The organism is Celeribacter sp. SCSIO 80788, from assembly GCF_051054295.1.
In the GTDB taxonomy this organism is placed as follows: Bacteria; Pseudomonadota; Alphaproteobacteria; order Rhodobacterales; family Rhodobacteraceae; genus Celeribacter.
Map to the genome: position 1 here is coordinate 3,144,463 of NZ_CP150482.1, position 24,172 is coordinate 3,168,634.

Annotated in this window: 25 protein-coding genes and 1 tRNA gene; 16 read left to right on the forward strand and 10 right to left on the reverse strand. The window is 61.1% G+C overall.

The annotated features are described in order from the left end of the window. Positions 1–41: 41 nt before the first annotated feature. Positions 42–1,517 (reverse strand): sodium/proline symporter PutP, encoded by a 1,476-nt coding sequence (gene putP / locus V1471_RS15820; protein WP_434289972.1) that lies wholly within the window; start codon positions 1,515–1,517, stop codon positions 42–44. 281 nt (positions 1,518–1,798) lie between these two features. Here putP and V1471_RS15825 point away from each other — a divergent pair, with 281 nt between their 5' ends. Next, positions 1,799–2,566 (forward strand): SGNH/GDSL hydrolase family protein, encoded by a 768-nt coding sequence (locus V1471_RS15825; protein ID WP_434289973.1) that lies wholly within the window; start codon positions 1,799–1,801, stop codon positions 2,564–2,566. A gap of 167 nt (positions 2,567–2,733) precedes the next feature. Here the strand turns inward: V1471_RS15825 and V1471_RS15830 are convergent, their stop codons facing one another. Beyond that, entirely contained in the window at positions 2,734–2,949 is a 216-nt protein-coding gene (locus V1471_RS15830; protein WP_434289974.1) for a hypothetical protein, read from the reverse strand. A gap of 140 nt (positions 2,950–3,089) precedes the next feature. On the opposite strand from V1471_RS15830, the gene V1471_RS15835 reads away from it, so the two are divergent. Then, a complete protein-coding gene (locus V1471_RS15835; RefSeq protein WP_434289975.1) occupies positions 3,090–3,770 on the forward strand; it encodes a Crp/Fnr family transcriptional regulator in 681 nt (226 codons plus the stop codon). A 91-nt stretch (positions 3,771–3,861) separates the two neighbouring features. On the opposite strand, the gene rpsO is transcribed toward V1471_RS15835, so the two are convergent. Both rpsO and V1471_RS15845 read right to left on the reverse strand, forming a co-directional pair. Beyond that, the gene (gene rpsO, locus V1471_RS15840) at positions 3,862–4,131 is read right to left on the reverse strand and encodes a 30S ribosomal protein S15 (RefSeq protein ID WP_066704574.1); all 270 of its coding nucleotides are present in this window, start codon (positions 4,129–4,131) and stop codon (positions 3,862–3,864) included. 153 nt (positions 4,132–4,284) lie between these two features. Then, positions 4,285–4,581 carry a DUF5665 domain-containing protein gene (locus V1471_RS15845; RefSeq protein ID WP_434289977.1) on the reverse strand — a complete coding sequence of 99 codons (297 nt, stop codon included), beginning with the start codon at positions 4,579–4,581 and terminating at the stop codon, positions 4,285–4,287. A gap of 232 nt (positions 4,582–4,813) precedes the next feature. On the opposite strand from V1471_RS15845, the gene V1471_RS15850 reads away from it, so the two are divergent. After that, complete coding sequence (locus V1471_RS15850; protein WP_434289978.1) at positions 4,814–6,223, forward strand: calcium-binding protein; 1,410 nt, start codon at positions 4,814–4,816, stop codon at positions 6,221–6,223. Here V1471_RS15850 and V1471_RS15855 read toward each other — a convergent pair whose 3' ends face one another. The 3 genes from V1471_RS15855 to rbfA are packed head-to-tail and all read right to left on the reverse strand — an operon-like array spanning position 6,224 to position 8,110. Next, positions 6,224–6,730, reverse strand: a complete 507-nt coding sequence (locus V1471_RS15855; protein WP_434289979.1) for a DUF1643 domain-containing protein — start codon at positions 6,728–6,730, stop codon at positions 6,224–6,226. 39 nt (positions 6,731–6,769) lie between these two features. After that, a complete protein-coding gene (gene truB / locus V1471_RS15860; protein WP_434289980.1) occupies positions 6,770–7,678 on the reverse strand; it encodes a tRNA pseudouridine(55) synthase TruB in 909 nt (302 codons plus the stop codon). A gap of 12 nt (positions 7,679–7,690) precedes the next feature. Next, entirely contained in the window at positions 7,691–8,110 is a 420-nt protein-coding gene (gene rbfA, locus V1471_RS15865; protein ID WP_434289981.1) for a 30S ribosome-binding factor RbfA, read from the reverse strand. 99 nt (positions 8,111–8,209) lie between these two features. Between rbfA and dapB the strand changes: the two genes are divergently transcribed. Next, positions 8,210–9,019 (forward strand): 4-hydroxy-tetrahydrodipicolinate reductase, encoded by an 810-nt coding sequence (gene dapB / locus V1471_RS15870; protein ID WP_434289982.1) that lies wholly within the window; start codon positions 8,210–8,212, stop codon positions 9,017–9,019. A gap of 57 nt (positions 9,020–9,076) precedes the next feature. Here dapB and V1471_RS15875 read toward each other — a convergent pair whose 3' ends face one another. Continuing rightward, the gene (locus tag V1471_RS15875) at positions 9,077–9,286 is read right to left on the reverse strand and encodes a DUF1674 domain-containing protein (protein ID WP_434289983.1); all 210 of its coding nucleotides are present in this window, start codon (positions 9,284–9,286) and stop codon (positions 9,077–9,079) included. 59 nt (positions 9,287–9,345) lie between these two features. On the opposite strand from V1471_RS15875, the gene V1471_RS15880 reads away from it, so the two are divergent. The 11 genes from V1471_RS15880 (at position 9,346) to V1471_RS15930 (ending at position 22,772) form a co-directional block, all read left to right on the forward strand. Next, positions 9,346–10,626 carry an RsmB/NOP family class I SAM-dependent RNA methyltransferase gene (locus tag V1471_RS15880; protein WP_434289984.1) on the forward strand — a complete coding sequence of 427 codons (1,281 nt, stop codon included), beginning with the start codon at positions 9,346–9,348 and terminating at the stop codon, positions 10,624–10,626. Positions 10,627–10,721: 95 nt separating this feature from the next. After that, positions 10,722–12,467, forward strand: a complete 1,746-nt coding sequence (locus V1471_RS15885; RefSeq protein WP_434289985.1) for a heparinase II/III family protein — start codon at positions 10,722–10,724, stop codon at positions 12,465–12,467. A 24-nt stretch (positions 12,468–12,491) separates the two neighbouring features. Then, entirely contained in the window at positions 12,492–14,081 is a 1,590-nt protein-coding gene (purH, locus tag V1471_RS15890) for a bifunctional phosphoribosylaminoimidazolecarboxamide formyltransferase/IMP cyclohydrolase (RefSeq protein ID WP_434289986.1), read from the forward strand. Positions 14,082–14,090: 9 nt separating this feature from the next. Then, the gene (lspA, locus tag V1471_RS15895; RefSeq protein WP_434289987.1) at positions 14,091–14,564 is read left to right on the forward strand and encodes a signal peptidase II; all 474 of its coding nucleotides are present in this window, start codon (positions 14,091–14,093) and stop codon (positions 14,562–14,564) included. A gap of 94 nt (positions 14,565–14,658) precedes the next feature. Next, positions 14,659–15,090: a DUF3035 domain-containing protein gene (locus V1471_RS15900; RefSeq protein WP_434289988.1), complete on the forward strand. Its 432-nt coding sequence runs from the start codon at positions 14,659–14,661 to the stop codon at positions 15,088–15,090. A gap of 158 nt (positions 15,091–15,248) precedes the next feature. Next, positions 15,249–16,583, forward strand: a complete 1,335-nt coding sequence (locus V1471_RS15905; protein WP_434289990.1) for a M16 family metallopeptidase — start codon at positions 15,249–15,251, stop codon at positions 16,581–16,583. After that, positions 16,580–17,887 (forward strand): M16 family metallopeptidase, encoded by a 1,308-nt coding sequence (locus V1471_RS15910; RefSeq protein WP_434289991.1) that lies wholly within the window; start codon positions 16,580–16,582, stop codon positions 17,885–17,887. The genes V1471_RS15905 and V1471_RS15910 overlap by 4 nt, the downstream gene beginning before the upstream one ends. A gap of 47 nt (positions 17,888–17,934) precedes the next feature. Further along, on the forward strand, positions 17,935–19,824 hold the full coding sequence (gene mutL / locus V1471_RS15915) for a DNA mismatch repair endonuclease MutL (RefSeq protein WP_434289993.1): 1,890 nt from the start codon (positions 17,935–17,937) through the stop codon (positions 19,822–19,824). After that, positions 19,821–20,975, forward strand: coding sequence for a DNA recombination protein RmuC (locus V1471_RS15920; RefSeq protein WP_434289994.1), 1,155 nt, complete (start codon positions 19,821–19,823; stop codon positions 20,973–20,975). Before mutL ends, V1471_RS15920 begins: the two co-directional genes overlap by 4 nt. 93 nt (positions 20,976–21,068) lie before the next feature. After that, positions 21,069–21,461, forward strand: a complete 393-nt coding sequence (locus V1471_RS15925) for a DUF3775 domain-containing protein (RefSeq protein WP_434289996.1) — start codon at positions 21,069–21,071, stop codon at positions 21,459–21,461. 237 nt (positions 21,462–21,698) lie between these two features. Next, complete coding sequence (locus tag V1471_RS15930; RefSeq protein ID WP_434289997.1) at positions 21,699–22,772, forward strand: 2,3-butanediol dehydrogenase; 1,074 nt, start codon at positions 21,699–21,701, stop codon at positions 22,770–22,772. Between the two features lie 107 nt (positions 22,773–22,879). Here the strand turns inward: V1471_RS15930 and ykgO are convergent, their stop codons facing one another. Together ykgO and V1471_RS15940 are read right to left on the reverse strand one after the other, a co-directional pair. Next, positions 22,880–23,005 (reverse strand): type B 50S ribosomal protein L36, encoded by a 126-nt coding sequence (gene ykgO, locus V1471_RS15935; RefSeq protein WP_043868284.1) that lies wholly within the window; start codon positions 23,003–23,005, stop codon positions 22,880–22,882. A gap of 60 nt (positions 23,006–23,065) precedes the next feature. Continuing rightward, positions 23,066–23,140: transfer RNA gene (locus V1471_RS15940), tRNA-Val, on the reverse strand. Between the two features lie 171 nt (positions 23,141–23,311). Here V1471_RS15940 and V1471_RS15945 point away from each other — a divergent pair. After that, positions 23,312–24,172, forward strand: coding sequence for an N-formylglutamate amidohydrolase (locus V1471_RS15945; protein WP_434289999.1), 861 nt, complete (start codon positions 23,312–23,314; stop codon positions 24,170–24,172).

The window sequence follows — 24,172 nt, forward strand, 5'->3', positions numbered from 1 at the left end:
CATGGCCGCCCGTCGGTGTTTTTTGCGGTTTTCAGCACCGCTTATTCTGCGGGGGTCTCCAGCGGGCGGAATTCGCCGCGCTCCTTGGTCAACAGGCTGACGACAAAGATGGCGATGAAGGAGGCGACGAAGCCCGGGATGATCTCATAGAGACCTTCGCCCATGAAGCTCTTGTTCAGCCCCGACATGATCCAGATGGCGACGGTGCCCGCACCGACGACGAGGCCTGCGACGGCGCCCGCGCCGGTCATGCGTTTCCAGGTCAGCGACAGGATCATCAGCGGGCCGAAGGCGGCGCCGAAACCGGCCCATGCGTTGGACACGAGGCTCAGCACGTTGGAGGTCGGATCGGAAGCGATCAGGATCGCGGCGACGCCCACGAGCGCCACGCAGAGGCGGCCGACGTTCACCAGCTCATGCTCGGACGCGTTGCGGCGGAGGAAGACCTTGTAGAAGTCTTCGGTGAGCGAGGAGGAGGACACCAGAAGCTGCGACGACACGGTGGACATGATCGCGGCCAGCAGGGCGGCGAACAGAAAGCCGGTGACCAGCGGATGGAACAGCAGTTCGGAGAGCACGATGAAGATGGTTTCCGGGTCTTCGAGCGTCAGACCGTTGCGCTCCATATAGGTGCGGCCGAAGATGCCGACGCCGATGGCCCCGATCAGCGAGATCGCCATCCAGAGCATCGCGATGTTGCGGGCGACCGGCACTTCCTTGAGGGTGCGCACAGCCATGAAACGCACGATGATGTGCGGCTGGCCGAAATAGCCGAGACCCCATGCGACGGTGGACAGGAAGGTCAGCAGCGTCAGCCCGTGGGTCATCGACAGGTAGTTCGGATCGACTTCGGTCGCGAGACGTTGGGCGGCCTGTTCGACGCCATTGCCCTGACCCGTGGTGAGGATCACGATCGGCATGATGATCAGAGCGAACATCATGATGCAGCCCTGCACGAAGTCGGTGAGCGAGACGGCGAGGAAGCCGCCGAAGACGGTATAGGCCAGAACCACGCCGAGGGTGAGGATCACGCCGGTCATGTAGGAGCCCTCAAAGGCGGAGGCGAAAAGCTTGCCGCCGCCGACGAGGCCCGAGGCGGTGTAGACGGCGAAGAACACCACGATGATCACCGCCGAGACGACCCGCAGCGTGGTCGCGGCGGTCGGGAAGCGGTTGGCGAGGAATTCCGGGATGGTGAGGCTGTTGTCGTAGCGCTTGGTTTGCTCGCGCAGACGGGGTGCGACGACGATCCAGTTGATCAGCGCGCCGACGAAAAGGCCGATGCCGATCCAGGCTTCGATCAGACCGGAGGCGTAAAGCGCGCCGGGCAGACCGAGCAGAAGCCAGCCGCTCATGTCGGAGGCCCCCGCCGAGAGCGCCGCGACGGCCGGATGAAGATTGCGCCCGCCCAGAACATAGCCCTCGGCCGTGTCCGTGGATTTGCGCCACGCATAAAAGCCGATGGCGAGCATCAGCGCGAAATAGAGGATCAAACTGATCCAGACTCCCAATTCCATGACATTTTCCCCTTGTTGGAATTTTGTCGGGAGAATGCAGATGTGACATTTTGAGACAAGAAAAGACTGTAGTGCCAGTCAAATAAGGTGAATTTGGATTAACGAGGTTTTATGCACAGAAAAATGTCATGTACGAATGGGGAACATTGGGAAAGTCGACTATTTACCAAAGCGCAGGCTTTTTCGGTTTCCATGTCGCTGGCCCATATGGCATTGCTGAAGCACAAGGCTGGGTGGGCCAACGAATCTTTTATGTCGCAAAACTACAAAGAGCGTCGCCCATGTTGCATGCCCGTATGATATCCCTCCTGACGGCTTTGATTTTGAGCCTCTCTGCCCTGATCGCATCCGGTGAAACCGCGTTTGCAAGCGGCAGCGAGATTGCCGCCAGATCGGCAGGTCCGAGTGACACGCCACAGATCGAAAGAAGTGGCCCGCGCATTCTGGCGCTGGGCGATTCCATGATGGCCTGGCATCTCGTGTCCAAAAGTTCGATTGCGGATGTGTTGTCGCAAAGCCTCGGCGAACCGGTGGAGAACCGGGCCATGGGAGGTGCGCGTATTCTTTATGGCCTGCCGATTTCGGGCGCCATCGGCATGAACATCACCAAACAGTATCGCGGTGACGCGGTGGATTGGGTGGTGATCAACGGGGGGGGTAACGATCTTTGGCTGGGCTGTGGGTGCAAGGCGTGCGAACGCAAGATGACCCGAATGATTTCGCCGGAGGGCACCGCCGGAGCGATCCCGGAACTGGCGCGTGAGATCCGCAACAGCGGGGCGCGGGTGATTTACCTCGGCTATCTTCGCAGCCCGGGAGTGGAGTCTGTGATCGACTCGTGCCGGGAGCTTGGCGATGCCTTCGAAGCGCGGCTGACGCAGATGGTGCGGGCGATGGACGGGGTGTATTTTCTGGATGTCTCAAAACTTGTCCCGGAGGGCGACCGGTCCTTTCACGGCGCGGATATGATCCATCCGTCGAAAAAGGGCTCGCGGGTGATCGGGCAGAAACTTGCGGATGTGATCCGTCAGGTGGACGATCGGCGCTGACACGATGTGGCCTCAGGAGGGCGCGGGGCGCAAAAGCGCAGCCAGAACGCCCGGGTCCTGCGGCCACACCAGTGTTTCATAGCGCGATGTGATCGGGGTCGGGGCCGAGAGCAGCAGAATGATCCGTGCGCCGCGTTGTGACAAGCGAAGCCCAAGAACACCGGCATTCACCTCTGTGGCGGCAGTGCCAGAAATGCGGCTGTCACATGCGGTAGCTTGCTCAGGGTCACGATGGCTTCGCCCGGGCTGGCGACCCTGAAAATCTGCGCGCCGGGGACAAGCCGCAGCAGGGCGAAACAGAGGCTCTCCCCGAATGTCTCGTCCTCGGCAAGGATCAGAAAAACCGCGTTTTGAACGGCGGGGGCAGCAGTGTGGGAGAACATATCTGGGCAAGCCTGTCTTGAAAAATCATCCTCAGAATGAACCAAAAGGCGGTTTCGCGAATTAAACTACGACATAGCCGGAGGATATTTGCGTGACCGTTGAGTGTAAAAATTGCCCCTTGCGCAAGAAGGACTGTTTCGTGCCGTTTTCACAGCAGGAACTGGCCTTTACGGAGGGATTTAAAAGCGGTGAGCTGAGTGTGGACGCGGGCACGACGATCCAGATCGAAGGGTCTGAGACGCCGCATCTTTATACCGTGCTGAGCGGCATGGGCGTGCGTTACAAGACGCTTGAGAACGGACGGCGTCAGGTGGTGAATTTCATCCTGCCGGGAGATTTCGTCGGGCTTCAGGCCGGGGTGATGGGTGTGGCGGGCCATTCGGTCGAGGCGACGACGCCCATGGTGCTCTGTACCTTCCGGCGCAGCGATCTCTGGCGCTTGTTTCAAAACCATCCGGGACGGGCCTATGATCTTGTCTGGCTGGCGGCTTCCGAGGAGGCGTTTCTCGGGCAGAGCCTTGTGACGGTGGGACAGCGCAAGGGGCTTGAACGTGTGTCCTGGGCACTTTTGAAACTGTTTGACCGGCTGTCGCATCGCGGGCTTGCCAAGGGCAATCGCGTGCCCTTGCCCTATCGGCAACAGGATGTGGCGGATGCGCTGGGCTTGTCTCTGGTGCATACGAATAAGACGCTGGGCGTGCTGCGCAATCGGAAGGTGGCGCGCTGGAGCGATGGCGAATTGCAGATTCTCGATCGGGAGAAATTGCAGGGCTATGCGTTGGTTGAGGAAGAGGACGTGGGGCAGCGTCCGCTGATTTGAGGGCGGTCGAGCGTTGCGACATGAAAAAAGACCCTCCGAAGAGGGTCTTTTGAAAAACATAACGATGGTGCGCCTTGGCGCAGCCGTGGGCTTAGCGACGCAGGCCCAGACGCTCGATGAGGGACTGGTAGCGAGCTTCGTCTTTGCCTTTGACGTAGTCGAGCAGCTTACGGCGCTGGGCGACCATCATCAAAAGACCACGACGGCCGTGGTTGTCTTTCTTGTGGGTTTTGAAGTGCTCGGTGAGCGTCGCGATGCGCGAGGACAGAATTGCGACCTGAACTTCGGGGGAACCGGTGTCACCTTCTTTGGTGCCGAATTCCTTGATCAGGCGGGCTTTCTCTTCAACCGTGATCGACATCGGGGTCTCCTTTCGAAAACAAAGGGTTATGGCGCAAGCCGGGATGTCGTCCAGCAGGGCCCTTGGAGAATCTTCCCGGCACTGAGGCCTAGGAATGCGCGCGTTTAACCGGATTCTTTTGAAAAAGAAAGCCTTTTCCGGTCGTTGCCCGGTCTACTGTCCGGTCTCGACCCGCTGCGTTTCGCTCAGGATCTCGCCGGCCAGTTGCTTGGCCCAGTCGCCGATGATCGGCACGACCTCCATCTGGTTGAGCATATAGCCGACGATCGACACCACGATGGAGGCGCCGACGACCGAGCCGAAGCCGAAAGCCAACCCGCGCAGGAACTGAAACCACATCATCCGCAATTTGGAATTCTGGATGCGAATGAATTTGTGATTGTTGAGCCGGTCGAGCTCGTCCGTCAGCGCTTTGATGTCTTCCGACAACGCGTTTTCCTGTTCCGACATGTCCTGCCCCATCGTTGTTTGTCACCTGCTCTTCTAATCACATTTTTTACAGAATGAAAATTAACCTTTCCTAACAGTCGTTTAGATTGAATTTTCTAGATATTTCCCTTCTTTTTCAAGCCTTGCGGCGTATTATGTGATCGGGTGTGTGAATGCGAGGTGTGGGGATATGTTATGGGCTTTGGCATTGCTGGGACTTGTACCGGCTGCGCTCGCGTTGGGCGAAGTGGCCATGATCGGGAACGAGTCCGACGCCTCTTCTGCGACCGAGAGCGATCTTCCTGAGGACGAAACGGTCGATGAGACCGGGACCGGAGACACCGGTGACGAGGGTTTTCTGACCGGGTCTTCCGATGATGCCGCGCTCGATGCCGCCACGTCCGATGACGGTCCGTCTGACGACACGCAAGACGATCTGCTCGGCGAAGCATCCCCGGACGACGACGCATTGTCAGGCACGGAGGATGCGGGCGAGGATTACGCGGTTGCGAGCGGGTCGGGCGAAACGCTTTTCTCCGATTTCACCGAAGGTGAGGATCATGTCACGCTGACGCTGGACGATGGTCTGGCGGGGAATTTCATCGTCGAACCGCTGACCGATGACGATGGCAATGAGATCGGAACGAGCCTGTCCTATGCGACGGATGAGGATGAAACCATCCTGTCCTTCCTCGGTTATGACAGCCTGCCGGTGGACGATATTTCCGTCGACGTGCAGACCCCCGAAACCGGGGAAAGCACGCTTTATGCCCTGAGCGAATTGGGAGATTTCGGAGCGGTCGAGCCGAATGATCCGGATATCCCGGACGAGGCGGGGCCCGACAGCACCCCCGATGACGATGTGCTGGGTGTGAACGATCCCGACATCCCGGATGAAGCCGGGCCGGACAGTGACCCCGATGACGACGTCCTGACCCCGGACGAGGATGCGGATACGGCGACGGGCACACCGACCGGTGAAACGGTGGACTATGTGCTGGGCGATGAGGGCGAAACGCTGGTTCTCGCCGATGATGTGATGCAGGGCGGCACCGATGCGACCCTGACCCTCGATGAGGACGGCCTGCCGACGATCGAGACCGAAGGGACGCTGAATCTGGTGACCGGCGGGGCGGGAGACGATGTGATCGCGACCGGCGACGATGCGGCGATTGTCGATGCGGGCGCAGGCAATGATACGATCTATGGCGGCGATGGCACGGCGATCTTGTCGGGGGGCGGAGGCGATGATGTGATCTACGCCGGGAATGACACCGGGTCGTCCTATGTGCTTTCGGGGGATGAGGGGGCCGACACGCTGTATGGCGGTGATGGTGACGACACGCTCTTGATGGATGCGGAAGATACCGCGACAGGTGGGGCGGGGGGCGATGAATTCTGGCTTTATTACGACGCAAATGCCGATGTCGGCCATGCCGAGATCACCGATTTCACCGAGGGCGAAGACATGCTGCGCGTGACCCTCGACCCGAGTGAAAGCTATGACGGCACGCTCGACGTCGAGGTGAGCCAGACCGAAGACGGGCTATCGAGTCAGGTGATCGTCAATGGCGATGTGGTGGCGGTGCTGTATGGCTCGCCCAACGTGACCTTGGCGGACATCGTGGTCGAGATCAGCCCCACGGCGCTTTCCGCCGCCTGATCAGGGCCAGAGTTCTGGCTGCTGCGTATAGGCGATGTAAAGCGGGTGCTTCGGGTGGCCTGCTTTCGACAGGCCGAGGTGATAGAGATCGCGCCCGGTGCCGCGCAAAATCCGTTCGACATGGGCGCCCCGGTCCAGATGCGCGCCATGGGTGCCCCAGGCGCAAACGACCTGATCCGCCCAAAGCGCCCAGTCGTGAATCGCGCTGTCGTTTTCCGGCCCGACCGGATCGCTGGCTGCGCGCATCTTCTTCGGATCGGTGTCGCGCCAGGCGAAAATATTCGTCACGCAAAACGACCCGAACCCAAGGGCGCGGGCCCGGCGTTCGCAACGTTCCACGGTGGGATCGTTCTGCACTTCGGTGGCGGTCGAGGGATTGAGCATGACGAAAAGCGCCTTGCGCCCCGCAGGCTCCCAGACCCGGACCAGCGAGTAACGATAGCGTTCGCAATCGGAATAGACGGCGGTGGAGGGCGCATCGCCCTTGGTATGGGTGCGTGTGATCATGCGCCTTGAATGGCCGCTCTGCCCGGTGAAATCAAGCGATCAGAGGTTGAACACCCGAGACGGGTGCAATTCGCCGGATTTATAGATGCCGACCGCCACGGGTTTGCCCTCGAACGAGGCCCAGACTTCATCGCCATATTCGACGCCATTTGCCGGGTAGACCATGCCGGGATTGCCATTGCGCAGACGCGTGGCGCCCTCGGGGGTACACATCACCTCATCGAGATCGGACAGGCCCTCCTCGATCGGGCGCAGATAGGCGTCGAGCGCTTCGGTCTTGGCCTTCTCATCGATCTCGGCGATGGAAATCCCGTCTTCGGCATCCCACGGCCCGGACCATTCGCGGCGCAGCCATTCGACATGGCCGAAACAGCCCAAAGCCTCGCCCAGATCGCGGGCAATCGCCCGGACATAGCCGCCCTTGCCACAGGTCATTTCGAAAAGCGCATGATCGTCGTCAACGCGTTCGATGAATTTCAGCTCTTCGACATAAAGCGGTCGTGCGGCAATCTCGAATTCTTCATCGTCGCGCGCCAGTTTATAGGCCCGTTCGCCGTCGATCTTCACGGCGGAGAATTTCGGTGGCACCTGCATGATGTCGCCTTCGAACTGCGGCAGCGCATCGAGAATCTGCGCATCCGCCGGGCGCGCATCGCTTTCGGAAATCACTTGGCCCTCAGCGTCATCGGTGTTCGTCGCCTGCCCGAACCGCACGGAGAACCGATAGCATTTCAGCGCTTCGGTGATGAAAGGGACGGTCTTGGTCGCCTCGCCCAAAGCCACCGCAAGAACGCCCGTTGCATCCGGGTCGAGCGTACCGGCATGGCCTGCCTTCTGGGCGTCGAATGCCCAGCGCACTTTGTTGACAACGGAGGTCGAGGTCATGCCAGCGGGCTTGTCCACGATCAGCCAACCGTGAACTGCGCGCCCCTTTTTACGTCGGGCCATTGAATGTCTCCGTTATTCTTCTTCGTCGGATGCGTCGTCGTGATGAATGTCGCGCTGAACCCGTTCGTCAGAGAACATAATGCGCGTGGCATCCATCCGGTCGAACGTATCGTCGAACTCGAATTTCAGCTCCGGCGTATGCTTGATCCCAAGCGCCTTGCCGACCTGATGGCGAATCTCACCCTTGTTGCGACGCAGCGCCTCCAAAGCGGTGCCTGCCGACTTCCCGCCCAGCGGCAGGATATAGGCGGTTGCGATCCGCAGGTCGGAGGTCACACGCACCTCGCCCACCGTGATCGACATCGCGGTGAGATCGGGATCGTGGATTTCGCCACGGGACAACATCTCGGACAGACGACGCCGAATGGCCTCGCCAATGCGAAGGGTGCGATGCGAACCCGAAGGTCCGCCGGAATGAGAACGTTTTGCCATAGGCGCGAGATAGTCTTGATTGGCCTTTCATGCAAGCGGGCTTTGCCAAATCCGCTTTGCCGCGCTAAAGCTCGCGCGACTGAATTAGGAGTGCAGAACATGAGCGAGCTTCCCGGAATTGTCATCACCGGTGCGTCCGGCCGTATGGGCCAGATGTTGATCAAAACCGTTTTGGCCTCGGACAAGTGCAAACTCGTGGGGGCGGTCGAGCGCGCAGGCAGCGATTGGGTCGGGTGCGATGTGGGCGAAGCCATGGGTGGCACGGCGATCGGGATCACTGTCACCGACGATGCGCTGGAAGCCTTTGCCAAGGCGCAGGCCGTGATCGACTTTACCGCGCCTGCCGCGACCGTCGCATTCGCGGGGCTGGCGGCGCAGGCGCGTTGCGTTCATGTCATCGGCACCACGGGCATGTGCCCCGAAGAGCTGAAAAAGATCGAAGCTGCCTCCCGTCACGCGACGATCATCCGCGCGGGCAATATGTCTTTGGGCGTCAACCTTTTGACCAAGCTCACGAAAATGGTCGCGGCCGCTTTGGACGCGGATTACGACATCGAGATCATCGAAGCGCATCACAACCGCAAGGTCGATGCGCCGTCGGGCACCGCGCTGATGCTGGGCGAGGCGGCCGCCGAGGGCCGTGGTGTGAAGCTCGAAGATGTCCGCGACTCGGGGCGCGATGGCATCACGGGTGCGCGCAAAAAGGGCGACATCGGCTTTTCCGCCATCCGTGGTGGCGACATCGTGGGCGAGCATGATGTGATGTTCGCGGGCGAGGGGGAGCGGATCATTCTGCGCCATGTCGCCTCGGATCGCTCGCTCTTTGCCAAGGGCGCTTTGAAAGCCGCGCTTTGGGGGCAGGGGCAGAAGCCGGGCGAGTATGACATGCTCGACGTGCTGGGTCTCTGAGCTTTATTGCAGCCCAAATACTCAAAACAAAACCCGCGGATTTCCGCGGGTTTTTCTTTAGAAGTCGATGGCGAGGCCCTTTTTCTCCCAATCGCCATAACGCACCGGCTCCGGCCCGTCGCGTCCGCCCAATTCGGTGGGCATCGCTTTGACCGCCTCTTCACGGGCTTTGCGCCGCTCTTCCGCCTCGGCCAGTGCGCGCTGGGCGGCGGCGGGCAGGTGGGAGATGTCGCGCATTTCGGGGGTCTCTGGAGTGTCGTCGCTCATCGGGAGCTCCTTTCGGATGATCTTGTCCGGCTTGGCCTTGTGATATACGGGGTTGAGCTATGAAAACAAGATCAACCGATGTTGCGGGGCTTGCCGCCCGCCGGGCCGCTTTGGCCCTTCTGGACGCCGTTCTCGTGGAGAAACGGCTCCTGTCCGAAGTGCTGTTGCAGCGCACCAAAGACCTCACGCCCGAGGATCGTGCGCGCTCCCAGCGTCTGGTGACCGAAGCTCTGCGCGTCATCGACCGCTGCGACCGGATGCTCGGGCCGCATCTTGCCAAACGCCCCGCGCCACATGTGATGAATGCGCTGCGCCTTGGGGTGTTCGAGATTTGCGCCATGGACGAGGCCGCGCATGGGGTTGTGAACGCCTATGTCACGCTGATGCAGGAGCGCCCGAAATCGAGCCATTTCAAAGGGCTGGTCAATGCGGTGCTGCGTAAGATCGACGGGGAAAAGGCGAAATGGGACGCGCTTCCTGCGCCGATGCTGCCGAAATGGCTGCGCAAGCCGCTGGTGGCGGATTTCGGCAAGGCGGCGGTCAGCGCGATGGAGGCGGCGCAGGCCAAGGGCGCGCCGCTCGATCTGACCGTCAAGCAGGACCCCGAGGCTTGGGCCGAGAAACTTGGTGGCGAGGTCCTGCCGACAGGATCGGTGCGCCTGAGCAATGCGGTTCAAGTCACGAAACTTGATGGATTTGAGGCCGGTGAATGGTGGGTGCAGGATGCTGCCGCCAGCCTGCCTGCGCGAATCCTTGCGCCGGAAAACGGCGTGCGGGTCCTCGATATGTGCGCCGCGCCCGGTGGCAAGACGATGCAGCTCGCGGCCATGGGGGCGCAAGTTACCGCACTCGATATCTCCGAGTCGCGGATGAGTCGGGTGCAGGAAAACCTGACACGCTGCGGTCTGTCGGCGGAAATCGCCATTGGCGATGCGCTGGAATACGAAGGGGCGGATTTCGATGCGATTCTGCTCGACGCGCCCTGTACCGCCACGGGGACGATCCGGCGGCACCCGGACCTGCCGCATGTCAAGGACGGCTCTGATTTTCCGGGGCTGTTCGAGTTGCAGGAACACCTGATCGACCGGGCTTTGGGGATGCTCAAACCCGGTGGAAAGCTGGTCTATTGCACCTGTTCTCTGCTCATCGACGAGGGTGAGGAGCAGGTGCGGGACGCGATGGAGCGGCATCCCGATCTCAGGCTCGATCTTGACGCGCTGAAGATCCCCGGCATTGATCCGGAATGGATCGGCGTGGAGGGGCTGCGGACCCGTCCGGATTACTGGGCGGACCGTGGCGGGATGGATGGATTCTTCATCACGGTCTTGCGACGGGGATGAGCGACAGGGAGGTTTCGGGGATTTCCCGATGACATCCTGAGGTGCGCCCGCTATCTTTCGGGCAACGATAACGAACCGACAGGCTGGGGCAGGCAATGTCGCAAAGCGAGGATTGGCGCGCGAAGAACGTCCGCCGCATGAACCGGTTTCATGCGCTGCGTGCGGCGCGTGCAAAACCCGCGATGGGATTTGTCTCGCAGCCCGAACCCAAATCCATCGGCTCTTTCGCGCGTGGGCGTCAGCTGATCGGCGGGAATTTCCTGTTTGCGGGCTATCTGGTCGAGGCGCCGAATGCCTCGATCTGGGACATCGAGGCACCCGCTCCCGGCTTTGTCGAAGAAATTCATGGCTTTGCCTGGCTCGACGATCTTGCCGCCGTGGGCGATTACAACGCGCGGCATCGGGCGCAGGATTGGATCAAAGGCTGGATGGAGCGCTATGCGCGCGGCAAGGGACCGGGCTGGACGCCGGATCTGACCGGGCGGCGGCTTATTCGCTGGATCCATCATGCGCTGTTTTTCCTGTCCGGGCAGGAAACGGAAGTGTCGAACGCCTTCTATAAAACACTCGGACAGCAGACGATTTTCCTCGCGCGGCGCTGGCAGACGGCCAGTCCCGGATTGCCGCGGTTCGAGGCGCTCACCGGGTTGATCTATGCCGGGCTGTCGCTTGTCGGCATGGAGGAGCATGTCGCGTCGGCGGTGAAGGCGCTTTCGAAGGAATGCGAGAGCGAGATCGATCTTGAGGGGGGCATCCCGACGCGCACCCCCGAAGAACTTTTGGAGGTTTTCACGCTTTTGACATGGGCCGCAGCGGCTTTGTCGGAAGCGGGACGGATCGCCGATGAGGCGCATCTGGCGGCGATCGAACGCATCGCGCCGACGCTGCGCGCGCTGCGTCATTCCGACGGCGGGCTGGCGCGGTTTCATGGCGGTGGGCGCGGGGCCGAAGGGCGGCTCGATCATGCGCTGGCCGCCTCGGGTAACAAGACGCCGCCGGGGCTTGGGCTTCACATGGGGTTTCTGCGGCTGTCGGCGGGGCGCACTTCGATCATCGTCGATGCTGCCGTTCCGCCCAAGGTCGAAGCCTCGTTCAATGCCCATGCCTCGACACTGGCGTTCGAGCTGACCTCCGGGCGGCGTCCCCTGATCGTCAATTGCGGGGCAGGCGGCAGTTTCGGGGCCGATTGGCGGCGGGCCGGGAGGGCGACGCCGTCGCATTCGACTCTGGGGATCGAGGGGTTTTCCTCCTCGCGTCTGGGTGCCAAGCGGATGATCGGCGGGCATCTGCGCGAGCTGTTGGTGGATGTGCCCGATGACGTGCGGCTTGAGCTGCGCACCAGCGAGGATGGCGGCGGGTTCGTGGCCGGGCACAATGGGTATGCGCGCACCCACGGGCTGACGCATATCCGCCAGATCGAGCTGTCGAAAGACGGGCGGGGGATCGCGGGGGAGGACACTCTGGCGACGATCACCGAGGCGGATGAGCGGCAATTCGACCGGATGATGGACAAGCTCAAACTTCAGGGCATTCCGTTTCAGGTCCGGTTTCATCTCCATCCGGATGTGGATGCGGAGATCGACATGGGGGGCGCGGCGGTGTCCTTGGCGCTCAAATCCGGGGAGATTTGGGTGTTTCGGCATGACGGTCGCGCGAAATTGAGCCTTGAGCGGTCGGTTTACCTCGAAAAAAACCGCTTAAAGCCGCGTGCAGCGAAACAAGTGGTTCTATCTGCGGCGGCAATGGATTATGCGACCCGTGTCCGTTGGACATTGGCCAAGGCGCAGGAGACGCCGACGACGCTCCGCGATCTTGAGATGGACGACGAGACCCTGATCTGACCGCCACAAAGATGGACTGCCACCATGACCGATCTCTATCCCGTGAAGCGCGCGCTTCTTTCCGTATCCGACAAAACCGGCCTTGTTGATCTTGGCAAGGCGCTGGCCGCCAAGGGGGTCGAGCTTTTGTCCACCGGCGGGTCCGCGAAGACGCTGCGCGAGGCGGGGCTCGATGTCAAAGACGTTTCCGAAGTGACCGGTTTCCCGGAGATGATGGACGGTCGTGTCAAAACCCTGCACCCGCGTGTGCATGGCGGGCTTCTGGCTCTGCGCGACAATGCCGAACATGTGGCCGCGATGGACGAGCACGGTATTGGTGGGATCGACCTTCTGATCGTCAATCTCTACCCGTTCGAGGCGGCTCTGGCCCGCGGCGCGGAGTATGACGAGATGATCGAGAACATCGACATCGGCGGCCCGGCGATGATCCGTGCGGCGGCGAAGAACCATGGGTTCGTCACCACCGTTGTGGACGTTGAGGATTACGCAGCCCTGATCGCCGAGCTCGACGCCAACGACGGCCAGACCTCTTATGCGTTCCGTCAGAAAATGGCGCAGATCGCCTATGCTCGCACTGGCGCTTATGACGCTGCCGTGTCCAATTGGATGGCGGATGCGATTGGCGAAGTGGCCCCGCGTCGTCGTGTGGTCGCCGGTCAGATCAAACAGACCCTGCGTTATGGCGAAAACCCGCACCAGTCGGCGGCCTTCTATGTCGATGGCTCCGAGCGTCCGGGGGTTGCGACCGCCGTTCAGCATCAGGGCAAGGAACTGTCCTACAACAACATCAACGACACCGACGCGGCGTTTGAGCTTGTGGCGGAATTCGACCCGGCGGAAACGCCCGCTGTGGCGATCATCAAACACGCCAACCCTTGTGGTGTGGCGAAGGGCGCGACGCTTCTGGAGGCCTATAACAACGCTTTCGATTGCGACCGTACCTCGGCTTTCGGTGGCATCGTGGCGCTGAACAAGGCGCTGGATGCGGAGACCGCCAAGGCGATCACCGAGATTTTCACCGAAGTCGTCATCGCGCCGGGCGCGTCGGACGAGGCGAAAGAGATTTTCGCGGCCAAGAAGAACCTGCGTCTTCTGACCACCGAAGGCCTACCGAACGTCCTGGCAAAGCCGAACACGATCCGTCAGGTGGCGGGCGGCTACCTGTTCCAGGACAAGGACGCCGGCTTTATCGGCATGGACGATCTGAAGGTCGTGACCGAGAAAGCGCCCACACCCGAGCAGATGCAAGATCTGCTGTTTGCGTGGAAAGTTGCGAAGCACGTCAAATCCAACGCCATCGTCTATGTAAAAAACCAAGCCACGGTGGGCGTCGGTGCAGGCCAGATGTCGCGTCTCGACTCGGCGCTGATCGCTGCGAAGAAAGCCGAGCGCATGGCCGAAGCCATGGGGCTGCCGGAACCGCTGACCAAAGGCTCTGCTGTGGCGTCTGACGCGTTCTTCCCGTTTGCCGACGGTCTTCTCGAAGCCGCTGCGGCCGGTGCGTCCTGTGTGATTCAGCCGGGTGGCTCCATGCGCGACCAAGAGGTGATCGACGCCGCGAACGAAGCCGGGCTTGCCATGGTCCTCACCGGCATGCGCCATTTCCGGCACTGAGGCAAAATCATGCGGACCACGATCCTCGCAGCGCTAATCACCTTCGTGATCGACCAGCTTTCGAAATGGGCCGTGGTCCAGGGCATGAATCTCAAAGAGGTGGGGCAGATCGACGTTCTGTCCCCCTATCTCGTGTTCCATATGGCGTGGAATCGGGGGGCCAATTTCGGGCTTTTGTCCGGGCATGGCGATTTGCTGCGCTGGGGCTGGGTGGTCCTGGCGGTGGTGATTTCGACTTGGGTCATGTTCTGGGTCCGTCGCGAACGGTTTTCCGCGCTGGGCCAAATCAGTGCGGGGCTTCTGGTCGGCGGGGCCTTGGGCAATGCGATCGACCGCATCGTCTACGGGGCCGTGGCGGATTTCCTCAACATGTCCTGTTGCGGGTTTGCCAACCCCTATTCTTTCAATGTCGCCGATATTGCGATCTTTGCCGGGGCTTTCGGTCTCATCCTTTTCACCGGGGAGACGAAAAACCGGGCGTGACCTTGGCGCGCCCATCGTCTACACATGCTCTGACGCGAGAAGGCGGAGGAAGGTTTTCATGGTCTCGAATGTGCTCCGGACAGGTTTGTGCCTTATGGCTCTGAGTGCCCTTGTGGCCTGTGGCCAGTCCCGCGACCGCGTGCCGAATCAGGTGAAAACGGGGCCTGACGAATTTTCCGTCGTCCCGGCCAAACCGCTCCAACAGCCCGCAAGCTACAGCAGCCTGCCGGTGCCGACGCCCGGCGGCGCGAACCTGACCGATGCGACGCCGAATGCGGACGCGATTGTCGCGCTGGGCGGGCGTGTGCCGACGGGCGCTGTCGATGGTGGTATCGTCAATTATGCCTCGCGCTACGGTGTCGATCCGACGATCCGTGCCGAGCTTGCCGAAGCGGATGCGAAAAAGCGCAAGGGTCGTGGCAGCTACGAGCGCGCTTACAAGCGTTTTGCGCTCGACGCCTATGAGGAATGGCTGCGCCTGCGCGCCCTTGGCGTCAAGGTGCCGAGCGCCCCGCCGGAGAAGTGAGGCTCGGGCAAGGACTAAGAGCACTGGCAAAGCGTTATGATTGACGCCACGCCCCTTGCCAAACCCGATCCTTTTGCTTCACATCCGCGTCAGCCCCTGTTGTCCTGCGCGCCGTTTGCGGCAACAGTAAGCCAATACTGACGCACAAGGGTGTTTTCATGAAATACGCGGTCTCAGCGGCGCTGATTGCGCTGAGTTCCCCGGCACTTGCTGCCGAGGTGAGCCATTACGAGTTGGAGAATGGCATGGAGGTCGTGGTGCTCGAAGATCACCGCGCCCCTGTGGTGGCCCATACGGTCTGGTACAAGATCGGCGCAGCCGACGAGCCGATGGGCAAGAGCGGCATCGCGCATTTTCTCGAACATCTGATGTTCAAGGGCACGGACGATCTGGCCGCCGGTGAACTTTCGGAAACCGTGACGCGGAACGGCGGCTCGGACAATGCGTTCACCTCGTGGGATTACACCGCCTATTATCAACGGGTCGCCGCCGACCGTCTGGGTCTTATGATGCAGATGGAAGCCGACCGGATGCGCGATCTGGAGATGACCGAGGACGACGTGAAGACCGAGCGTCAGGTTATTTTGGAAGAGCGCAATCAGCGGATCGACAACGATCCGGGCGCGTTGTTCCGCGAACAAACCAGCGCGGCGCAATATCTCAATCATCCCTACGGCATCCCGATCATCGGCTGGCGGCAGGAGATGGAGAAGCTTTCGCGCGACGACGCGTTCAATTTCTACCACCGGTACTATGCGCCGAATAACGCCATCCTCGTGGTGGCGGGCGATGTCGATCCCGATGAGGTCTATAAACTGGCACAAGAGTGGTACGGCCCGCTGGAGCCGACGCCGGGTCTGGGCGAGCGGATGCGGCCGCAGGAGCCGCCGCAACTGGCCGAACGGCGTATAACCATGACGGACGCGCGGGTGGCGCAACCCACGGTGATGCGCAGCTATCTGGCCCCGGAACGCGATCCGGGCGATCAGACCAAAGCCGCCGCCCTCGAAATCCTCGCCTCGCTTTTGGGGGGCAATTCCACGACCTCCTATCTCGCGCGCAAACTGACCTTCGAGGATCAGACCGCGATCTATGCCGGGGCCTATTACGACGGGGCCAGTATTGACGACACCACCTTCGGTCTGGTGATCGTGCCCTCGCCGGGTGTGCCGATGCAGGAAGCGGAAGACGCGCTCGATGCCGCTGTGGCACAATTCATCGCCGATGGCATTGACCTCGACCAGTTCGAGCGGCTGAAAACCAAGCTCCGCGCCAATCTGATCTATGCCGAAGACGATGTCGAAGGTCAGGCGCGCCGCTATGGCGAAGAACTCGCTCTGGGCCTGTCGCTTGCGGATATCGAGGCCTGGCCGGAGATCCTTCAGGCGGTGACGCCCGAAGATGTGATGGCCGCCGCCCATGAGGTGTTCGACCGCCGCCGCGCCGTGACTGGCTGGCTGATGCCCGAAATGAAGGAAGGAGCGGACGGATGAAACGCTTTGTTGCGGCGCTTGTGGCGCTGATCTGGTTCACCCTGCCGGTGCAGGCTGCTGTCGATGTTCAGACGGTGGAGACCCCCGGCGGGATCAAGGCCTGGCTGGTAGAGGAACATTCCATCCCCTTCACCGCGCTGGAAATCCGGTTTCGCGGCGGCACTTCGCTCGACCGTGAGGGCAAGCGCGGCGAGGTCAATCTGATGATGGCGACGCTCGAAGAGGGCGCAGGCGAGATGGATGCCCAAGGCTTTGCCGAGGCGCGTGACGATCTTGCCGCCAGTTTCAATTTTAACGCTGGCTTGGACACGGTGAGCATTTCCGCCCGGTTCCTGAGCGAGAACCGGGACGCGGCTATGGCGCTTTTGCGTCAGGCGATCATGCAACCGCGGTTCGACGCCGATGCGGTGGAGCGGGTGAAGGGGCAGGTGGCCTCCATCCTGCGCTCGAAGGCGACCGACCCGAGCGATATCGCCTCCGAAGTGTTCTACAAGATGGCTTTCGGTGCGCATCCTTATGGCAGCGACGACAATGGCACGTTCGAGAGTGTCGAGGGGCTGACGCCCGAGGATATGTTCGCCGCCAAGGACCGGGTGATGACCCGCGACCGGCTTTATGTCGGGGCGGTGGGCGATATCACCGCCGAGGAGCTTGCCAGCCTGCTCGACGATCTTCTGGGCGATCTGCCGGAGACCGGAGCGGCGCTGCCGGAGACTGTCGAACCCGCACTGATGGGCGGGCTGACGGTCGTTCCGTTCGAAACGCCGCAATCCGTGGTGCTTTTCGGACAGAAAGGCATCAAGCGCGACGATCCGGATTTCATCCCGGCCTATATCGCCAATGAGGTTCTGGGCGGTCACGGGGATTCGCGGCTGATGGAAGAGGTGCGCGAGAAACGCGGGCTGACCTATGGTGTCGGCTCCTACCTCGTGTCCTTCGATCACGCCGAGATGATCCTCGGGCAGTTCTCCTCCGGCAATGAGGTCGTGGCCGAGGCGGTGAATGTGGTGAAGGACGAATGGGCGAAGCTGGCGGAGACCGGCCTGACGCAGGAAGAGCTCGACCTGACCAAGACCTATCTGACCGGGGCCTATCCGCTGCGGTTCGATGGCAATGGCACCATCGCGCGCATCCTTGTGGGCATGCAGATGGACGGGCTGTCGCCGGAGTATATCAAGACCCGCAACGATCTGGTCAATGCGGTGACGCTGGAGGAGGTGAACCGGGTGATCAAACGGCTTTACAACCCTGAGACCCTGACCTTCGTCGTGGTCGGATCGCCCGAAGGGATGCAGACCAACTGAGATTTCCTCATGGTCGAATCGGGAGGGTCCATGCTACCTCTGGTGTCATGAACTCTCCCGCACGCAACATAAGCCAGGATCAGCCCCGTCCCGTCATTCGTCAGCTCGACGAGGGCGCGATCAACCGTATTGCCGCCGGTGAGGTGGTGGAACGGCCCGCCTCAGCCGTCAAGGAACTGGTGGAAAACGCCATCGACGCCGGGGCGACGCGGGTCGAGGTGGATTATGCGGACGGAGGCAAGACGCTGATCCGGGTCAGCGACGATGGCTGTGGCATGAGTGCCGAGGACCTGCCTTTGGCTTTGTCCCGCCACGCCACGTCGAAGATCGACGGCACGGATCTTTTGGACATTCATACGTTTGGCTTTCGCGGCGAGGCTTTGCCGTCCTTGGGCGCGGTCGGGCGGCTGAAACTGACCTCCCGCGTGCAGGGCGGCGAGGGTGTCAGCATGTCCGTGTCCGGTGGCAAGGCGGAGCCGGTGAAACCGGCGGCCTTGTCGCGCGGAACGGTCGTGGAACTGCGCGATCTGTTTTACGCCACGCCCGCGCGGTTGAAATTCCTGCGCACCGACCGGGCGGAGGCGCAGGCGATCTCCGATGTGATCAAGCGTCTCGCGATGGCCGAACCTTACGTGGGTTTTACGCTTCGCGATGTGTCTGGGGGCGGCGAAGGGCGGGTGACCTTCCGCGCCGATCCCGAGAGCGGCGATATGTTCGACGCGCTGCATGGGCGGCTCGCGACCGTTTTGGGCAAGGATTTTGCCGAGAACGCTTTGGCGATCGATGCGGAGCGCGAGGGTTTGACGCTCACCGGCTATGCCGCTTTGCCGACCTATTCGCGGGGGTCTGCCGTGGCGCAGTATCTTTTCGTCAACGGGCGGCCTGTGCGGGACAAGCTTTTGGTGGGTGCTTTGCGCGGCGCCTATTTCGATTTCCTGTCGAGGGACCGCCATCCGGCGGCTTGTCTGTTCATCGACTGCGATCCGCATCTGGTGGACGTCAACGTTCACCCGGCAAAATCCGAAGTGCGGTTCCGCGAGCCGGGGATTGCGCGCGGGCTGATCGTCTCGGCTTTGCGCCACGCTTTGGCGGAGGCCGGGCATCGGGCGTCCACTACGGTCGCGACGGCGACACTGGGGGCCATGCGCCCGGAGGTGGCTGAGCCGCGTGTCTATCAGATGGACCGCCCGTCGCAGAGCTATTCCGCACCTTATCGGCCCTCTTCCGGGGTGATTGAGCAGAGCTACAACTGGCAGGCACCGGAGCGCCCGGAGCCGATGGAAACGCCGGGTTTCGCGGAAATGTCTGTGCCCTCGGCGCGGATGGAAGAGGTCGAGGCAGCGCCAGTGACGGAGGCCTTGCCCCTCGGCGCGGCGCGGGCACAGGTGCATGAGAATTACATCATCGCCCAGACCGAACGTGGCATTGTCATCGTGGATCAGCATGCGGCGCATGAACGCTTGGTCTACGAGAAACTCAAACATCAGATGGCCGAACACGGGGTCAAGGCGCAGGCGCTTTTGATCCCGGAGATTGTCGAACTGTCCGTCAATGATGCGCAGATGCTTTTGGACATGGCGGACGATCTGTCGAGACTTGGCCTCGGGATTGAGCCGTTCGGTGGCGGGGCCATCGCGGTGCGCGAAACGCCTGCCATTCTGGGCCGCGTCGATGCCAAGGCGATGATCGAGGATATTCTCGATGAGCTGTCGGATCTCGGCGACAGTTTCTCGGTTCAGGCCCGGATCGAAGCCGTTCTGTCGCGCGTGGCCTGTCACGGTTCGATCCGCTCGGGGCGTCGGATGCATGCCGAAGAGATGAACGCGCTTTTGCGGGAGATGGAGGCCACGCCCCATTCCGGGCAATGCAACCATGGTCGGCCCACCTATGTGGAGCTGAAACTTTCCGACATCGAACGGCTATTCGGACGCACATGACACTCGATTTCAACGATCCCCTGACGCTCGCCGCCGTGATGGGCGGGGCGGTGCTTCTGGTCTTTTTTGTCCTGCTGATCGTGGTGCTGAAACGCTCCGGTGAGGCGGCGAAGATGGCGCTGCCGATTGCGCAGCAGATGAACCAGCTTGGCCAGAGGGTGCAGATGTTGTCCGACGGGCAGCAACAGCTTGCCGGTGGCCTGACCCACGTGTCGGAGGCGCAGGTGGCCTCTCAGGCGCGGATGTTGGAGCTGATGGAAAAGCGGCTGGCGCTGGTGACCGAGGCGATGAATGTGAACCTGCAAGGCTCGGCGCAGCGGACGGCCAAGTCGCTTGGCGAATTGCAGCAGCGGCTGGAGACCATCGACAAGGCGCAGGCCAATATCGAGAAGCTGTCCGGGAATGTATTGTCCTTGCAAGACATCCTGTCGAACAAGCAGACGCGCGGGGCGTTTGGGGAGATTCAACTCAACGATATCGTCGGCAAGGCCTTGCCGCGCGACAGCTATAGTTTGCAGGCAACGCTCTCGAACGGGCGGCGGGCGGATTGTCTGATTCATCTGCCGAATCCTCCCGGACCGATTGCCATCGACAGCAAATTCCCGCTGGAGGCCTATGAGGCGCTTCGGCGTGCGGAGACGCAATGGGAGCTCAACGAGGCCGCCAAGCTGATGCGGCAGGCGGTGAAAAAGCACATCGCTGATATTTCCGAGAAATACATTCTCGAAGGCGAAACGGCCGATGGCGCGCTGATGTTCCTCCCGTCCGAGGCGGTCTATGCCGAGCTTCATGCCAATTTTCCGGAGCTGGTGCGCGAAGGCTTCGAGAAACGGGTCTGGATCGTCTCGCCGACGACCTGCATGGCGACGCTCAATACGATGCGGGCGATTCTCAAGGATGCGCGGATGCGCGAACAGGCCGGGGCGATCCGTAAGGAACTTTCGCTTTTGCATGGCGATGTGGAACGGTTGTCCACACGGGTGGGTAATCTCGACCGGCATTTCGGGCAGGCGGCGAAGGATCTCGAAGACATCAAAATCTCTGCCGAGAAAGCGGGCAAACGAGCGCATCGCCTCGACAATTTCGATTTTGAGGAATTGGCGCCCGAAACCGTGGCTCAACAGCCTGCGACGCTTGTGCAAAAATCCTAAACGGGCCTTCTCAAACCTGAATCTTTGACTTAGGTCATGTGCTCTATCGGGTGTAAGATGCACACTCAGTCAGATTTATGGAGGACCCCCATCATGGATATCAGCCCGCACAAAGTCGCCTTTGTCATCGTGCGTGCGCGCGAGCTTGGGGCGAAAGTGGCACGTTGGGATACGCCGTCTGACGATGCCGATGGCGATACGATTCTCGAAAGCCGCCCGTCCGATGGGACCGGGCGCGAGTTGCAGAGTTTCATTCGTGGCCTGAACGAGGATGAGAAAGCGGCGCTTGTGGCGATCATGTGGATCGGGCGCGAGACCTTCGACGACTATGGCGAAGCGCTTGAGACCGCGAAGCAGGAGGCCATCGGTCCGACCGAGAAATACCTTCTCGGCATTCCGCTTCTGGCCGATTATCTGGAGGACGGTCTGGAAAGTCTCGGCGTGGATACCTCGGAGCTTGAGGACGAGATTTACCGCAAAGTGTGAGATCGCCTGAGTGACGATGAACAGGGCGCTGCGCAATCGCGTGGCGCCTTTTCATGTCTGTGCGCTGTGGAGCGGGCTTGTTTACACAGCATTGTGTGCGGCGGCACACATTTTCTTTTCGCAAGGTTAACCATAGGTAAGCTGTGCGCGCGCTAAAGAGCGTGTGACGACACAGTACCTCAGTTTTCCGCGTTATGCGCCAAACAGGTGCGACCCAAGTTAAAAGGAGACCTCCCCATGAAAGCGCTTAGATTCTACGCGGCTAAAGACCTTCGCATCGAGGAGATGGAAGATATTCCCCAGCCGGGCCCCGGGCAGGTCGCGATCAAAAACAAATATGTCGGTATTTGTGGCACCGACCTGCACGAATATGTCGCCGGACCGATTTTCGTGCCGGTCGAACCCCATCCTTTCACCAAGGCGCAGGCACCGCAGGTTCTGGGCCACGAATTCAGCGGCGAAGTGACTGCCGTGGGCGAAGGTGTGACCCATGTGAAGCCCGGCGACCGGGTGTCGGTACAGCCGCTGGTGATGCCGCGTTCGGGTGATTATTTCGCCGACCGTGGTCTGTTTCATCTGAGCGAAGATCTGGCGCTCGTCGGTCTGAGCTGGATGTCCGGCGGCATGGCTGAAGCGGCCATCGTCAACGATTACAATGCGGTGAAAATCCCGGACAGCATGAGCTGGGAAGAGGGCGCGCTCGTCGAGCCGACCGCCGTGGCGGTCTATGCCTGTGAGCGTGGCGAAGTGACGGCGGGGGACAGCGTGCTTGTGACCGGTGCCGGTCCGATCGGCATGCTGGCGATGCTCTCGGCGAAAGCTTTCGGGGCGACGAAAATCTTTCTGTCGGATGTCAATGAAACCCGGCTGAAACTCGCGAAGGAGATTTTGCCGGAGGTCATCACCTTCAACCCGATGAAGGACGATGTGGTCGCGGAGATTCGCGCTCTGACCGAAGGTGGCGTGGGGTGCGACAAGGTGATCGAAGCATCTGGCAACGAAGCTGCGTTGAATACCGGTCTGCAAGCGGTGCGCAAACAGGGCACGATCGTTCAGGTCGGTCTGCACACGAAAGACAGCAAGCTGCATTGGCATGATGTGACCTTCAAGGATGTCGATGTGCGCGGCGCCTGGGCCTATCCGACGTCGTATTGGCCGAAAGTGATCGACCTGATTGCGTCGGGTGCGATTCCGGCGGAGAAAGTCGTGACCAAGAAAATCGTGCTGGACGAGGCCGTGACCGAAGGGTTCGACGCGCTGCTCGATGCTTCGGGTGCGCATGTCAAAATTCTGATCGACGTGTCGAAATAATCGGAGCGGGCGTGCCCTGCGGGGCGCGCCCATTTTCGCAGGCGCAGACGAGACACAAAAAAACCGCCCGAAAATCGGGCGGCTTTTTTTGGTATCGCTGCTGAAGCTCAGCCCTGACGGGCTTTGTAGCGGCGCTGCGTCTTGTTGATCACGTACACGCGGCCTTTGCGGCGCACGACGCGACAGTCGCGGTGCCGGTTTTTCAGCGAGCGGAGCGAGTTGCGAACTTTCATGTTCTTCTCCTTTTCGCGGCGCCTGCGTGCGCCTGTTAAAACCAGTCGACTTAGGAAGAATGGTGGGCGTAACAAGGTTCGAACTTGTGACCCCTTCGATGTCAACGAAGTGCTCTACCACTGAGCTATACGCCCATTCTTCCTCGGGATTTCCACGTCTTGTCTGACACGCCTTGAGGCGGAAAGAACAAGACGCGGGGCATTTCCCGCGTCAGTCCGGCAGCGTATAAAAGGAGTCGGATGATTGTTCAAGGGCTTTTGGCAGAGAATTTCCTTGTCTATAGTTTTTGCGGAAAAGGAGCCCCGATGAGCAAAGCGCCCTATCTGCTGCAAAGACCGGAACGGAGAACCTCTCCGGTGGTTTTTGCCTCGCCGCACAGCGGGCGCACCTATCCGCAGGAAATGGTCGAGACCTCGGTCCTCGATTCTCTGCAATTGCGCTCGTCCGAAGATGCCTATGTGGATCGGTTGTTTTCCGATGTCCCCAGCTTTGGCGCGGTGCTTTTGTCAGCCGTCTACCCCCGGGCATGGGTCGATCTCAACCGACGCGCCGATGAGTTGGACCCCGCACTGATCGAGGATGTTACGCGGGTCGGGCTTAACCCACGGATTGCGTCCGGGCTTGGTGTCATCCCGCGTGTGGTCGCTGGCGGACGGAGTATTTACCGGGGCAAGATCCCGCGCGCGGAGGCCGAGGCGCGGATCGACACGGTCTGGACCCCTTATCACGGCTTGCTCAAGGCGGTGCTCGACGAATCGCTGGCGCTGTTCGGGCAGGCGATTCTGATTGACTGTCATTCCATGCCGCGCGAAGCGCTGAGCGCGATTCGAACCACGCGGGGCAAGCGGCCGGAGATAGTGATCGGGGACCGCTACGGCGCCTCGGCGGCTCCGGGGATCGTTGCGGCGGTAGAAGAGGCGTTTCGGGCGCAGGGCTTTATCGTTTCGCGAAATGTGCCCTTCGCGGGCGCCTATGTGGCGCAACAATACGGGCGCCCGTCGCGCCAGTGCCATGCGATTCAGGTGGAAATCGACCGCTCTCTTTATATGAACGAACGAACGCTTGCCCTTCGCGCCGATTTTCCGGCGCTGCGGGCCCGGATCTCTGCGGCGGCGCGGGCGATTGCGGAGATCGGGGCGGAGGGTGTGCCGCTCGCCGCCGAATGA